This is a genomic window from Comamonas aquatica (assembly GCF_018064205.1).
Lineage (GTDB): Bacteria > Pseudomonadota > Gammaproteobacteria > Burkholderiales > Burkholderiaceae_C > Comamonas > Comamonas aquatica.
This window is the reverse complement of record NZ_CP072916.1, coordinates 3,405,663-3,419,673: the sequence shown is the minus strand read 5'-3', so window position 1 is coordinate 3,419,673 and position 14,011 is coordinate 3,405,663. Positions and strand designations below refer to the sequence as shown.

Genomic DNA, 14,011 nt, shown 5'->3' with positions numbered 1-14,011 from the left:
TACGCCCGGGTGGGGGGCGTGGCGTGCGTAGTTTTGCGTAACCACAGGCGCGGGGGCATCGCCAAATCCATGGGGGCATCACGCGCCTTCCGCACGCTCTGGGCGTGCAGCCAGGCCAGTGTGTGCCGGTCGCGGCCAGCCTTTCCTGCAGGGCAAGGGACAACCAGAGCACCTCGGTGGCCTGCGCACCGCACAAAAAAAGCCGCCCCGACAGGATCGGGGCGGCTGGGGGGCAGCAGGGCGCTGGGGCTTACTTCTTCAGCAGGCCTTGCAGCAGGCGGCCCATTTCGGAAGGATTGCGGGTGATGGTGAAACCGCACTCCTCCATGATGGCCAGCTTGGCGTCGGCCGTGTCGGCACCGCCAGAGATCAGCGCACCAGCGTGGCCCATGCGCTTGCCGGGAGGGGCGGTCACGCCAGCGATGAAGCCGACCACGGGCTTCTTCATATTGGCCTTGCACCACATGGCGGCTTCGGCTTCGTCGGGACCGCCGATTTCGCCGATCATGATCACGGCGTCGGTGTCAGGATCGTCGTTGAAGGCGCGCATCACGTCGATGTGCTTCAGGCCGTTGATGGGGTCGCCACCGATGCCGACGGCCGACGACTGGCCAATGCCCAGTTCGGTCAGCTGGGCCACGGCTTCGTAGGTCAGCGTGCCGGAGCGCGAGACCACGCCGATGCGGCCCTTCTTGTGGATGTGACCGGGCATGATGCCGATCTTGATTTCGTCGGGCGTGATCAGGCCGGGGCAGTTGGGGCCCAGCAGCAGGGTCTTCTTGCCGCCGGCGGCTTCCTTGGCCTTCATCTTGTTGCGCACTTCCAGCATGTCGCGCACAGGGATGCCTTCGGTGATGCAGATGGCCAGGTCCAGGTCGGCTTCTACGGCTTCCCAGATGGCAGCGGCAGCGCCTGCTGGGGGCACGTAGATCACGGACACGGTGGCGCCGGTTTCCTTGGCAGCGTCCTTGACGGAGCCGAAGATCGGGATGTCAAAAATGCGCTCGCCGGCCTTCTTGGGATTCACACCGGCCACGAAGCAGTTCTTGCCGTTCGCGTATTCCTGGCACTTTTCGGTGTGGAACTGACCGGTCTTGCCGGTAATGCCCTGGGTGATGACCTTGGTGTCTTTGTTGATAAAGATCGACATGTTTTTATCTCCGGGGGCGTATTACTTGACGGCAGCAACGATCTTGGTGGCGGCTTCGGCCATGGTGTCGGCCGAGATGATGGGCAGACCGGAATCAGCCAGGATCTGCTTGCCCAGCTGTTCGTTGGTGCCCTTCATGCGCACGACCAGTGGCACGCTCAGGTTCACGGCCTTGCAGGCGGTGACCACGCCGTTGGCGATGGTGTCGCACTTCATGATGCCGCCGAAGATGTTGACCAAGATGCCCTTGACTTCAGGGTTCTTGAGCATGATCTTGAAGGCTTCGGTGACCTTCTCGGCCGTGGCGCCACCGCCCACGTCCAGGAAGTTGGCGGGCTCGCCGCCGAACAGCTTGATGGTGTCCATGGTGGCCATGGCCAAACCGGCGCCGTTCACCAGGCAGCCGATGTTGCCTTCCAGGGAGATGTAGGCCAGGTCGAACTTGGAAGCTTCGATTTCGGCAGCGTCTTCTTCGTCCAGATCGCGGAAGGCCACGATTTCAGGGTGACGGAACAGCGCGTTGGGGTCGAAGTTGAACTTGGCGTCCAGGGCCATCAGGTCGCCCTTGGAGTCGCAGTTCAGGGGGTTGATTTCCACCAGCGACGCGTCGGTGTCCATGTAGCACTTGTAGATCTTGGCGAAGATGTCTACGGCTTGGTCGATGGACTTGCCTTCCAGACCGATGGCAGCTGCCACCTTGCGCGATTGCGCTTCGGTGATGCCGGTCAGGGGGTCGATCATCTCGGTGATGATCTTTTCGGGGGTGGAGTGGGCCACTTCCTCGATGTCCATGCCGCCTTCGCTGGAAGCGATCAGGGCCACCTTCTGGGTCGCGCGGTCGGTGACCAGCGACACATACAGTTCGTTCTTGATGTCGGCGCCGTCTTCGATGTACAGGCGACGGACCTTCTGGCCTTCGGGGCCGGTCTGGTGCGTGATCAGCTGCATGCCGAGGATTTGCTCGGCCAGCTTTTGCACATCTTCGATGGACTTGGCCACCTTGACGCCGCCGCCTTTACCGCGGCCGCCGGCATGGATCTGCGCCTTCACCACCCACACGGGGCCGCCAAGCTTTTGCGCTGCCTCTACAGCTTCCTGGACGGTGAATGCCGGAATGCCACGGGGGACTGGCACGCCGAATTGACGCAAGATTTCCTTGCCTTGGTATTCATGAATCTTCATGAGTTTTGTCTCTCTGAAACGGAGGGGAAATGCCCGTTTTCCTGCTGCCTAAACATGCGGAGCCGGGCTCGTATGACATGGCAATCGAAGAATGTACCATGGTGCAGTGCAACCAAAAAGTGCTTTGTCAAGCGTGATCTACGTATTTATGTACGTAGGTTAATACGTAGAAAACCTGTGCGGCTAGCGCAATTGCGCGCCATTTGCCGATGAGTGCGCGCACACCGCGAATGCAGTGGACAATCGGCGTTTTTGAGCAGATGGCGCCGCGGCATGTGGCCCAGACACAGATATGCGCCAGAGGGCGCGGGAGCGTTGAGATGTCCAAAGTCTTTATTGATGGCGAAGCCGGCACCACGGGTCTGCAGATTCGTGACCGCTTGCAGGGTATGGCTGGCGTGGAGCTGGTCAGCATTGCGCCCGAGCTGCGCAAGGACCCTGCCGCCAAGCGCGCGCTGATCGCCGGCGTGGATCTGGTGATCCTGTGCCTGCACGACGATGCCGCGCGCGAGACGGCGGCCATGGTGGACGGCATCACCGCCGAGACCGGCCGCGCCATCAAGATCATCGATGCCTCGACCGCGCACCGCGTGGCCCCGGGCTGGGTCTACGGCTTCCCCGAGCTGTGCGCTGGCCAGCTGGACGCCGTGAAGACCGCCACCCGCGTGTCCAACCCCGGCTGCTACGCCACGGGCGCGATCGCACTGCTGCGCCCGCTGGTGGATGCAGGCCTGATCCCGGCGGACTACGGCCTGAGCCTGCCCTCCGTGTCCGGCTACAGCGGCGGTGGCCGCAGCATGATCGAGGCCTATGAGGCGGGCGGCGCCGCGCCCTACGAAGCCTACGCGCTGGGCCTGTCGCACAAGCACATCCCCGAAATCCTGCAGTACACCGGCCTGACCCGCCGCCCCGTGTTCATCCCCGCCGTGGGCAACTACGCGCAGGGCATGCTGGTGCAGCTGCCCCTGCACCTGGACCTGCTGCCCGGCGCGCCCAAGGCCGCCGACCTGCACGATGCCCTGGCCAGCCACTACGCCCAGACCAATGCGCCCGCGCAGTGGGTCAAGGTGCTGCCGCCCACGGAGGACCACAAGCTGGCCGCCGACACGCTGGCCGGCACCAACCAGTTGGAGTTGCGCGTGTTCGCCAACGAGCAGTACCGCCAGGCCGTGCTGATCGCCCGCCTGGACAACCTGGGCAAGGGCGCCAGCGGCGCGGCCGTGCAGAACCTGCAGCTGATGCTGGGGCTCTGAACGGGTCGTTGGACCCTGCACACCAGCGGCCTGCGGGCCGCTTTTTTGCACCCGGTGCCTTGGCATCTGTATAGCGGCTGGCGTAGCACTGGCGAGGGTTTTGGGTGGTTATCAGCCTGAAGCCCTTGTTAGACCAGCGCAAACCGCTCCTTTTCTTGATTCATCCATGTCTGCACCGTCTGCCCGTTCTGCCGAAATCCGCCGTGCCACCCTGATTGGCCTGGTGGCCGTGTTGTGCTGGAGCGGCACCGTCGGCCTGATGCGCTCGGTGTCCGAAGCCCTGGGCGCCCTGGGCGGCGCGGCCGTGCTGTTCAGCGTCAGCACCGCCTTCGTGCTGCTGGTTCGCGGCCTGCCCACGCGCACCCAGTTGCGCAGCGTCTCGCGCGTGTACCTGGTGGCCTGCGGCCTGCTGTTCGCCTGCTACGAGATCAGCCTGTCCGTGGCCATCGGCCTGGCCCACGGCCGCCAGCAGGCCATGGAGCTGGGCATGATCAACTACCTCTGGCCCAGCCTGACCATCGTGCTGGCCGTGCTGTGCCGCCAGCAGGCCGCCCGCTGGTGGCTGTGGCCCGGCGCCGCGCTGTGCCTGTGGGGCCTGGGCCTGGTGATGGGCGATGGCGCCCCGGCGGGCGGTGCCCCCGGCTGGCAGAGCCTGGTGGCGCACATGGCGGCCAACCCCCTGGCCTATGCCCTGGCCTTTGGCGCGGCGCTGATGTGGCCCGCGTACTCGGTGCTGTCGCGCGTGCATGGTGGCGGCTTCAACGGGGTCGGGCTGTTCCTGCTGTTCACCTCCGGCCTGCTGTGGGCGCAGTGGCTGGCCCTGCCGACCGTGCCCATGCAGTGGAGCTGGGGCGTCGCCGCCCAGGTACTGGCCGTGGGCGGCTGCACGGCCCTGGCCTACAGCTGCTGGGAGCATGGCATCCAGCGCGGCAACCTGGCGGTGCTGGCCGCGGGCTCGTACTTCACGCCGGTGCTGTCGGCGCTGTGGGCCAGCGTCTGGCTGGCGGTGCGGCCTGGGCTGCCGTTCTGGCAGGGCGTGGTGCTGGTCACGCTGGGCTCCCTGGTCTGCTGGGGCGCCACGCGCGGGCGTTGATCCAGCGCAGCCCGGTCGTTTGCCCGGCGGCCTGCACTGCTCTAAGCTGCGGGCTCCTTCTTCCCTTGCTTTGGACCCCCTGGTTTATGGATTGGAATGCCACCAGCCTGGCCCTGCTGACCGCCCTGGGCGTCGGGCTCATGATCGGTGTGGTGCGCGAGCGCACCCAGCCCCCCCACCTGCTGCCGGCCGGCACGCGCACGCACGCGCTGGTGGCCTTGCTGGGCTGCATCACCTGGCTGCTGGGGCCCTGGGTGTTCATCGCGGCGCTGCTGGCGCTGGCGGCGCTGACCCTGGCCGCCTACCTGCAGTCGGCCCATGAGGACCCCGGGCTCACCGGCGAGGTGGCCCTGCTGCTGGCGGCCGTGCTGGGCGCCCTGGCTGCGCACGAGGCGGCGCTGTCCGGCGCCCTGGGGGTGCTGGTGGCCATCCTGCTGCAGGCCAAGGCGCCGCTGCAAAAGATCAGCCGCGAATGGATCAGCGAGCGGGAAATCCAGGATGCCCTGCTGCTGGGCGCGGCGGCCCTGGTGGTGATGCCGCTGCTGCCGCGCGAGCCGATTGACCCCTGGGGTGCCATCCGCCCCATGCTGGTCTGGCGCATCGTGGTGCTGGTGATGGCGGTGGGGGTGTTCGGCCACTTCGCGCAGCGCATCCTGGGGGCGCGCTGGGGGCTGGCCATCGCCGGCTTCTTCTCGGGCTTTGCCTCGTCCACCGCCGCGGTCAGCAGCCTGGGGCAGCAGGCGCGTGCCGATGCCGCCCTGGTCGTGCCCAGTGCGGCGGCGGCGCTGCTGGCCAACCTGGCCTCGCTGCTGCTGTTCGTGGCGGTGGTGGCGGCGGTGTCGCCCAGCCTGCTGCAGGCCACGCTGTGGAGCTGGGTGGCGGCCGTGCTGGGCTTGCTGGCGGCGATTGCCGCGCTGTGGTGGCTGGGCGGGGTGACGGCGCCGGCGGTGCAGGCCCCGCAGGAAGACCGGGCCTTCAAGCTCTCGCATGCCTTGCTGATTGCCGGCTTGATCGCCGGTGTCTCCTTGCTGGCGGCGTGGCTGGAGCAACTGTTCGGCCATACCGGGGCCCTGGCTGCGGCGGCCATGGTGGCGCTGGCGGAGGTGCAGGCCGCGGCCGCGGGCGTGGCCCAGCTGGTGGCCAAGGGCGGCATGCCGCTGGAGGTGGGGCGCTGGGGCACGCTGGCCGTGCTGGGCGCCAGCTGCGTCAGCAAGGGCGCGCTGGCGTTCGCGGTCGGTGGGGTGCGCTACGGGGTGCTGGTGGCGCTGGGCCTGCTGGCCATGCTGGCCGGGGGTGTGTTGGGCCTGTGGGCCAGCGGCGCGGGCGCCTAGGCCCCGCTGCCGGTGGAAGGGCCGTGGTGCATGGCCACGGCGCCTGTGGCTGGCACTGGCTCAGCCTTCCTCGCCGTCCGGGGACTGGCCGCGCAAGACCTTGTTGACCACGTCACCGCCAAAGCCGCGGCTGGCCAGAAAGCGCATCTGCTTCATGCGCTCCTGCGGCGTGGCGGCCACGGTGCCGAACTTGCGCTGCCAGACGTCCCAGGCGCGGGCGTGTTCCGTGTCCTTGAGCTGCTCGGCCGCCGCGCGCACGGTGGCATCGTCCAGGCCTTTGCTGCGCAGCTCGTGCAGCACGCGGGCATTGCCCAGCTTGCCGCTGCGCCGGTACAGCACGGACTGGGCCACGCGCTCGGGGCTGATGAAGCCTTTGGCCTCCAGCGCATCCAGCACGGCGGCCAGGTCGTCGCCGTCTTCCACGTGCGGGGCCAGCTTGCGTTCCAGCTCCAGGCGCGCATGTTCACGCTGACCCAGCAGCTTCAGGGCGCGACCGGTGAGCGAGAGTTTGTCGAATCCCATGGTGCGAAATTCTCAAAAAAATAGCTGCCCGCGCTTGCTAGGTCAGCGCTGGCAGCCATTTTGTTGACCTATGTGATCAGCCGATCACGCCGTCTTCATCGGCCACGGCCTTGTCGGCCTTCTTGCCCTTGGCGGGCTTGGCGGCGGCTTCGCCTTCGGCCACGGGGATCAGGCTGATGCCCAGGCTCTCGCGCACCTTGTTCTCGATTTCCACGGCCAGCGCGGGGTTTTCCTTCAGGAACTCGCGGGCGTTGTCACGGCCCTGGCCGATCTTCTCGCCGTTGTAGGCATACCAGGCGCCGGACTTTTCCAGCAGCTTGGCTTCCACGGCCATGTCCAGGATCTCGCCCTCGCGGCTGATGCCTTCGCCGAACAGGATGTCGAACTCGGCCGTCTTGAACGGGGGCGACACCTTGTTCTTCACCACCTTGACCTTGGTCTCGTTGCCGATGGCGTTGTCGCCCTTCTTGATGGTGCCGGTGCGGCGGATGTCCAGGCGCACCGAGGCGTAGAACTTCAGCGCATTGCCGCCGGTGGTGGTTTCGGGCGAGCCGAACATCACGCCGATCTTCATGCGGATCTGGTTGATGAAGATGACCGTGCAGTTGGTCTTCTTGATGGTCGCGGTCAGCTTGCGCAGCGCCTGGCTCATCAGGCGGGCCTGCAGGCCGGGCAGCTGGTCGCCCATTTCGCCTTCGATTTCGGCCTTGGGCACCAGGGCGGCCACCGAGTCGACGACGATCAGGTCCACGGCGCCGGAGCGCACCAGGCTGTCGACGATTTCCAGGGCCTGCTCGCCGGTGTCGGGCTGGCTGATCAGCACCTCGTTCAGGTTCACGCCCAGCTTCTGGGCATAGCTGGTGTCCAGCGCGTGCTCGGCGTCGATGAAGGCGCAGGTGCCGCCCAGCTTCTGCATCTCGGCCACGACCTGCAGGGTCAGCGTGGTCTTGCCGGACGACTCGGGGCCGTAGATCTCGATCACACGACCGCGGGGCAGGCCGCCCACGCCCAGAGCCACGTCCAGGCCCAGCGAGCCGGTGGACACAACCTGGATGTCCTCCACGGCCTCGCCCTCGCCCAGCTTCATGATGGTGCCCTTGCCAAACTGCTTTTCGATCTGGGCCAGGGCGGCGGCCAGGGCCTTGGCTTTTTCGCTGTTGGCGTCGGTGTTGCGGGCGATGGCGTTCATGGCGGTTTCCTTGCAAAAAGACAGAGAGGGGTGGGAGTTGGCACCCCTGTGCATGTTCACAGGCTGGATGCTTGAACAGTAGTGTAGGTGCTTTCTGAAAAATATATAGTCAGTTTGTTTGACGTTTATGAAAACTGACCATGTCGAAGAATGTGACTCCCTCGCTGCCCGATGAAGCCTGGCGCCACCTGCACCTGGGGCGCTTGCTGGGCCATGCCCAGCGCAAGTTCGATGCGCGCGTGCGCAGCCTGATGGCGCAGGACGACGAGACGCCGCTGGCCCTGTCCAACCTGGCGGCGCGCGACAAGGTGGGCGCGGCGCACATCCACATCACGCGGCACTTGTCGCTGCAGGGTGACCGCATCACCGACTTGGCCGAGCGTGCCGGCATGAGCAAGCAGGCCATGCTGGACCTGGTGGACCAGTGCGAGGCCTGGGGCCTGGTCACGCGCCAGGCCGATCCGCACGACCGCCGGGCCAAGCGCGTGGTCTACACCGAGGCCGGGCGCGAGTGGCACTGGGCCTTCCAGCGCGCCGTGCAGCAGGCCGAGGCGGAGTTCGTCGAGTCCGTCGGTCAGGAGGTGGCCACCGTGGTGCGCCTGGGGCTGGACGCCTATGGCAGCGAGGCCGGCGACCTGGCCTAGCGTGCGCGGCTTGACGTGGGTCAAGACGGCCGGGCTGCTGCACTGCAGCACCCGCGTAAACACCTGTAGGGCGCCTGCAGTGCGGCTCCTAGAATGGCCCGATGGACGGCGCAGGGAGTGCCGTTGGTGACAAGGCAGGCACGACGCCGCAGCCCGTGGCAGCAGATCGCGGCGCGGCAAGGAGACGAAGCGATGCGCATCCTGATAGCAGAAGATGACCAAGTGCTGGCCGACGGCCTGCTGCGCAGCCTGCGCGGCGCCGGGGCGGTGGTGGACCACGTGGCCAGCGGGACCGAGGCGGACACGGCCCTGGTCACCAACCACCATTTTGATTTGCTGATCCTGGACTTGGGCCTGCCGCGCATGCACGGGCTGGAAGTGCTCAAGCGCATGCGCGGGCGCGGTGATGCGCTGCCGGTGCTGATCCTCACCGCCGCCGACAGCGTGGAGGAGCGCGTGCAGGGCCTGGACTTCGGGGCCGATGACTACATGGCCAAGCCCTTTGCGCTGTCCGAGCTGGAGGCGCGCGTGCGTGCGCTGACGCGCCGTGGCATGGGCGGGGCCAGCAGCACCATCAAGCACGGGCCGCTGGTCTACGACCAGTCCGGGCGGGTGGCCACCATCGACGGCAAGATGGTGGAGCTGAGCGCGCGCGAGCTGGGCCTGCTGGAGGTGCTGCTGCAGCGCGCCGGGCGCCTGGTCAGCAAGGACCAACTGGTCGAGCGCCTGTGCGAGTGGGGCGAGGAGGTGAGCAACAATGCCATCGAGGTCTACATCCACCGCCTGCGCAAGAAGATCGAACGCGGGCCGATCCGCATCGCCACGGTGCGCGGCCTGGGCTATTGCCTGGAGAAAATCACCGAATAGTTGATAGCTGTCGGCGCTTGCTGCATCGGCGCTGGAGGCTGAAAACACCCACATTCCAGGTCGCAGCCCGTGAAAATCTTCCAGCGCGAGCAGCGCTCCCTGTTTGGTGAAATCCTGGACTGGATGCTCACCCCCTTGCTGCTGCTGTGGCCGGTGAGCCTGGTGCTGACCTGGCTGGTGGCGCAGTCGCTGGCCAACAAGCCCTTTGACCGCGCGCTCGAGTACAACGTCCACGCCCTGGCCCAGCTGATCATGGTCGAGGACGACGGGCGCATCCAGTTCAACCTGCCGCTGCCGGCCACCGAAATCCTGCGCGCCGACGAGTCGGACATGGTGTTCTACCAGGTGCTGAACAACAAGGGTGAGCACCTGTCGGGCGACCGCGACTTCCCCGCCGCGCACCCGCGCTACGAGGTGCCGGCCGGCGAGGTCGTGCTGCGCGACGACGAGCTGCGCGGCGTGGACATCCGCGTGGCCGCCATGTGGGTGCGCCTCCCCCTGGTGGGCGAAGACGAACTGGCTCTGGTGCAGGTGGCCGAGACCCGCGAAAAGCGCAGCGTGCTGGCGGCCGAAATCATCAAGGGCGTGATGCTGCCGCAGTTCGTCATCCTGCCGCTGGCTGTGCTGTTGGTGTGGTTGGCGCTGGCGCGCGGCATCAAGCCGCTGCACCGGCTGGAAGAGCGCATCCGTGCGCGCAAGCCCGAGGACCTGTCGCCCCTGAACCACCGTGGCGTACCCATGGAGGTGGTGCCGCTGGTGGACGCGGTGAACGACCTGCTGCGCCGCCTCAACGAATCGCTGGCCACGCAAAAACGTTTCCTGGCCGATGCGGCGCACCAGCTCAAGACGCCGCTGGCCGGCCTGCGCATGCAGGCCGACCTGGCACAGCGCGATGGCAACAGCACCGAGGAGCTCAAGCGCTCGCTGGAGCAGATCGGCCGCTCCAGCATCCGCGCCACCCACACCGTGAACCAGTTGCTGTCACTGGCGCGGGCCGAGGCCGCCGGGGCCGGCCTGCAGCGTGCGCCCTGCGACCTGGCGCAGCTGGTGATCGAGGTGGTGCAGGAGTTGCTGCCCCTGGCCATGGACCGGCATGTGGACATGGGCTACGAGGGCGCCGATCCGGGCAGCGCCGGCGTCTGGCTGCATGGCAATGCCACCTTGCTCAAGGAGCTGGTGCGCAACCTGCTGACGAATGCCATCCACTACAGTCCGTCCAGCGCCGAGCAGCCGGCGGTGGTGACGGCGCGCGTGCTGCCCGACCCGCTGGCGCGCATGGTGCTGCTGCAGGTGGAGGACACCGGGCCGGGCGTGCCGCCCGAGGAGCGCGAGCTGGTGTTCCAGCCGTTTTACCGCGCCCTGGGCACGGGCGCCGACGGCTCGGGCCTGGGCCTGCCCATCGTGCAGGAGATCGCCCGCCAGCATGGCGCCGAGGTGGTGCTGGACGATGCCCAGCCACAGCGCCAGCCGTGCGGCGCCTTGTTCAGCGTGCGCTTTCCGGCATTGCGCAAAGCGCCTGTTTTCGAAGCTGAAAACGATTGACTGGAAAGGGCTGGGGCCTGTTTTACGTGAAGTCCGAGCCGCTGCCGCGCAGCTTGGTGCGGCTTTTCTGCTGGGCGGCCAGGCTGGTGGTGGTCGGCTCCCTGTACGGGCGCGCCTGGGTCAGCAGCCAGTTGCGGAAGGCCACCAGCGGCGCGATGTTGGCGCGCGATTCGGGATAGCACAGCCAGTAGCCCAGGTTGCTGACCAGCCCGTGTTCGGGTAGGGGCTCGCTGACCAGGCCGGCGGCAATCTTGTCTTCCACCAGGCAGCGCGGCACCAGGGCCACGCCCATGCCGGCCATGACGGCCTGGATGATGGTCTGAAACTGGTCGAACTGCAGCCCGGCCAGCGGGTCCAGGTTCTCCACGTCCCAGGCGTGGGTCCAGGTCAGCCAGGCGTGCGGAATCGTCAGGTGGCGCAGGCGCGTGTACTGGGCCACGTCGTGCGGGCTGCGGATGGGCGGGCCGCCAAAGCTGGCCGGCGGCGCGATCAGGGCCACATCCTGGCCGTCGAGGTAGTGCGCACGGGCGCCAGGCCAGTGGCCTTCACCGAACAGGATGGAGCAGTCCAGGTTGGGGCTTTCCAGGTCGTAGCTGTAGGGCACGAAGTGCAGTGTCACCTGGGGGTGCTGCTGCTGGAACTGCGGCAGGCGCGGGATCAGCCAGGTGGCGCCGAACGTGGGTAGGCTGGACAGGTGCAGGGCGCCGCCGCCGTCGGTGCTGGTGATCAACTCCAGCGTGGCCGATTCCAGTTGCGACAGCAGCGCGCGCACGGCTTTTTCATAGCGCTCGCCCGCCGGCGTCAGCGTCAGGCGTTTGCGGCTGCGCTCGAACAGGTCCACGCCCACCCATTTCTCCAGCTCCTGGATCTGTTTGCTGACGGCGCTCTGCGTCAGGTGCAGGGCCTCGGCCGCGCGCGAGACGCCGCCGAACCGCGCGACCGTGGAGAAGGCGCGCAGCAGGTGGATGGGGGGCGTGAGCCGGCGAAGGGGGAGCAAGCTGGTGGACATGTTGATTCATTCCTTGCGGGAATAATAGCAATAGGAGTATTTGTTTGGTTGCAACCCGGATTTACCCTAACCTTATGTGCTGGTCTTATAGATAACCCGCTTTCTCGACATAGGAGCCCACACGATGCAACGTCGTCACTTCATCTCCGCTGTTGCCGCCGCTGCAGCAGTGTCTGTCTCCGGCATGGCTGTGGCCCAGGATACGCGCCCTCTGCGCATCATCGTGCCTTTCCCTGCCGGTGGCTCGACCGACATGGTGCCCCGTAACCTGCAGGACGTCCTGGGCAAGCTGCTGGGCCAGCCCGTGATCGTGGAAAACAAGGCCGGCGCCGGCGGCTCCATCGGCATGGCCGAAGTGGCCCGTGCCACCGACGGCCTGACCTTCGGCATCGCCACCTTGTCGACCCACGGCGTCAACCCCGCCGTCTACACCAAGCTGCCCTACAACGCAACCGAAGACTTCGTCGGTGTGACCGAGATCGTGAAGGCCCCGGGCGTCATCGTGATCAACCCCAAGCTGATTCCTGCCAAGAATTTTGCCGAACTGGTGGCCTACCTGAAGGCCAACCCCGGCAAGGTGAGCTACGCCACCCCCGGCAACGGCACCATCGGCCACATGTGGGGCGCGCAGTTCATCAAGGCCACGGGCGTGGACATGCTGCACATCCCCTACCGCGGTGCGGGCCCTGCCATCAACGACGTGCTGGGCGGCCAGGTGCCGGTGTACTTCGACCAGGTGGCATCGTCGCTGCCCCACATCCAGGGCGGCAAGCTGCGCGCGATCGCCGTGTCCTGGAACGAACGTCTGGCCGTGCTGCCCGATGTACCCACCTACAAGGAAGCCGGCCACCCCGAGCTGAACGATCCTTCGTGGTTCGGTCTGGTCGCCCCCAAGAGCACCCCGGCCGAGACCGTGGCCCGCGTGCAGAAGGCCGTGGCCGAAGCCCTGAAGGACCCCGCCGTGAAGAAGCGTATGGATGCCCAGGGCATGTACATCTCGGGCACGTCCAGCGCCGATTTCACCAAGCAGATCGCCAGCGAAGTCGCCAAGATGAAGAGCGTGGCCGCCTCGGCCAACATCAGCGTGAACTGATCCGGTCCGCCGGTCTCCCGCCCACCCGCAGCGCCCAGCGCCTGCGGGTTTTTTCATGCCCGGCGCAGCCGTGGGGCATGGCACGCGGCTTGCATACCAGCAGACCTCCAAGGCGCGCCGTCGCGCCGGTTTTGATGGTTTGAAAGGTCTGTCTGATGCAACGACGCACATGGTTTGCTTCCCTCTCCGCCGCGGTGCTGGCCGCCAGCCTGCCCCTGGGCGCGACCGCCCAGGAATCGGGCGCGCTGCGCATTGTGGTGCCCTTCCCACCGGGCGGGGCCACCGACATGGTGCCGCGCAACATGCAGGATGTGCTGTCCCGCCTGCTGGGCCAGCCCGTGGTGATCGAAAACAAGGCCGGCGCCGGCGGCTCCATCGGCATGACCGAGGTGGCGCGCGCCACCGATGGCCTGACCTTTGGTGTGGCCACCCTGTCCACGCACGGGGTGAACCCCGCCGTCTACAAGAAGCTGCCCTACGACGCGGTCAAGGACTTCGTCGGGGTGACGGAAGTGGTCAAGGCGCCGGGCGTCATCGTGATCAACCCGTCCATCATTCCGGTCAAGAACTTTGCCGAGTTGGTGGCCTACCTCAAGGCCCACCCCGGCAAGGTCAGCTATGCCACCCCCGGCAACGGCACCATCGGCCACATGTGGGGTGCGCAGTTCATCAAGGCCACCGGCGTGGACATGGTCCACATCCCCTACCGCGGTGCGGGCCCTGCCATCAACGACGTGCTGGGCGGCCAGGTGCCGGTGTACTTCGACCAGGTGGCATCCTCGCTGCCCCACGTCAAGGCGGGCAAGCTGCGCGCGATCGCCGTGTCCTGGAGCGAGCGCCTGGCCGTGCTGCCCGATGTACCGACCTACAAGGAGGTCGGCCACTCCGAGCTGAACGATCCTTCGTGGTTCGGTCTGGTTGCACCCAAGAGCACGCCGCCCGAGCAGGTGGAGCGCGTGCAGAAGGCCGTGGCCGAAGCCCTGAAGGACCCCGCCGTAAAGCAGCGCATGGATGCCCAGGGCCTGTTCGTGTCTGGTACGTCCAGTGCCGATTTCACCAAGCAGATCGCCAGCGAAGTCGCCAAGATGAAGGGCGTGGCGGCGGCGGCCGGCATCAGCATCGACTGAGCGCGAACC

13 protein-coding genes are annotated in these 14,011 nt (G+C 66.9%); 8 read left to right on the top strand and 5 right to left on the bottom strand.

Features of this window, described 5'->3' with window-relative positions:
• Window positions 1-250 precede the first annotated feature (250 nt).
• The gene (gene sucD, locus KAQ61_RS16085) at window positions 251-1,150 is read right to left on the bottom strand and encodes a succinate--CoA ligase subunit alpha (RefSeq protein ID WP_042415991.1); all 900 of its coding nucleotides are present in this window, start codon (window positions 1,148-1,150) and stop codon (window positions 251-253) included.
• A gap of 21 nt (window positions 1,151-1,171) precedes the next feature.
• A complete protein-coding gene (gene sucC / locus KAQ61_RS16080; RefSeq protein ID WP_042415987.1) occupies window positions 1,172-2,332 on the bottom strand; it encodes an ADP-forming succinate--CoA ligase subunit beta in 1,161 nt (386 codons plus the stop codon).
• Window positions 2,333-2,652: 320 nt separating this feature from the next.
• On the opposite strand from sucC, the gene argC reads away from it, so the two are divergent.
• The 3 genes from argC (at window position 2,653) to KAQ61_RS16065 (ending at window position 6,009) form a co-directional block, all read left to right on the top strand.
• On the top strand, window positions 2,653-3,585 hold the full coding sequence (argC, locus tag KAQ61_RS16075) for an N-acetyl-gamma-glutamyl-phosphate reductase (RefSeq protein ID WP_210929807.1): 933 nt from the start codon (window positions 2,653-2,655) through the stop codon (window positions 3,583-3,585).
• A gap of 166 nt (window positions 3,586-3,751) precedes the next feature.
• Window positions 3,752-4,678 (top strand): aromatic amino acid DMT transporter YddG, encoded by a 927-nt coding sequence (yddG, locus tag KAQ61_RS16070; protein WP_210929806.1) that lies wholly within the window; start codon window positions 3,752-3,754, stop codon window positions 4,676-4,678.
• Window positions 4,679-4,764: 86 nt separating this feature from the next.
• Window positions 4,765-6,009 (top strand): MgtC/SapB family protein, encoded by a 1,245-nt coding sequence (locus tag KAQ61_RS16065; RefSeq protein WP_210929805.1) that lies wholly within the window; start codon window positions 4,765-4,767, stop codon window positions 6,007-6,009.
• A 60-nt stretch (window positions 6,010-6,069) separates the two neighbouring features.
• Here the strand turns inward: KAQ61_RS16065 and recX are convergent, their stop codons facing one another.
• Window positions 6,070-6,531: a recombination regulator RecX gene (gene recX, locus KAQ61_RS16060; protein ID WP_043378583.1), complete on the bottom strand. Its 462-nt coding sequence runs from the start codon at window positions 6,529-6,531 to the stop codon at window positions 6,070-6,072.
• Between the two features lie 76 nt (window positions 6,532-6,607).
• Entirely contained in the window at window positions 6,608-7,720 is a 1,113-nt protein-coding gene (gene recA, locus KAQ61_RS16055) for a recombinase RecA (protein WP_042415972.1), read from the bottom strand.
• A gap of 140 nt (window positions 7,721-7,860) precedes the next feature.
• Between recA and KAQ61_RS16050 the strand changes: the two genes are divergently transcribed.
• The 3 genes from KAQ61_RS16050 (at window position 7,861) to KAQ61_RS16040 (ending at window position 10,773) form a co-directional block, all read left to right on the top strand.
• Window positions 7,861-8,364 (top strand): MarR family winged helix-turn-helix transcriptional regulator, encoded by a 504-nt coding sequence (locus KAQ61_RS16050; protein ID WP_210929804.1) that lies wholly within the window; start codon window positions 7,861-7,863, stop codon window positions 8,362-8,364.
• A 192-nt stretch (window positions 8,365-8,556) separates the two neighbouring features.
• Entirely contained in the window at window positions 8,557-9,231 is a 675-nt protein-coding gene (locus KAQ61_RS16045) for a response regulator (protein WP_042415966.1), read from the top strand.
• Between the two features lie 69 nt (window positions 9,232-9,300).
• Entirely contained in the window at window positions 9,301-10,773 is a 1,473-nt protein-coding gene (locus tag KAQ61_RS16040) for a sensor histidine kinase N-terminal domain-containing protein (RefSeq protein WP_210929803.1), read from the top strand.
• A gap of 22 nt (window positions 10,774-10,795) precedes the next feature.
• Here KAQ61_RS16040 and KAQ61_RS16035 read toward each other — a convergent pair whose 3' ends face one another.
• On the bottom strand, window positions 10,796-11,782 hold the full coding sequence (locus tag KAQ61_RS16035; RefSeq protein ID WP_154163118.1) for a LysR substrate-binding domain-containing protein: 987 nt from the start codon (window positions 11,780-11,782) through the stop codon (window positions 10,796-10,798).
• 124 nt (window positions 11,783-11,906) lie between these two features.
• On the opposite strand from KAQ61_RS16035, the gene KAQ61_RS16030 reads away from it, so the two are divergent.
• Both KAQ61_RS16030 and KAQ61_RS16025 read left to right on the top strand, forming a co-directional pair.
• Complete coding sequence (locus KAQ61_RS16030) at window positions 11,907-12,875, top strand: tripartite tricarboxylate transporter substrate binding protein BugE (protein ID WP_154163119.1); 969 nt, start codon at window positions 11,907-11,909, stop codon at window positions 12,873-12,875.
• Window positions 12,876-13,030: 155 nt separating this feature from the next.
• Window positions 13,031-14,002: a Bug family tripartite tricarboxylate transporter substrate binding protein gene (locus tag KAQ61_RS16025; protein ID WP_210929802.1), complete on the top strand. Its 972-nt coding sequence runs from the start codon at window positions 13,031-13,033 to the stop codon at window positions 14,000-14,002.
• Window positions 14,003-14,011 lie beyond the last annotated feature (9 nt).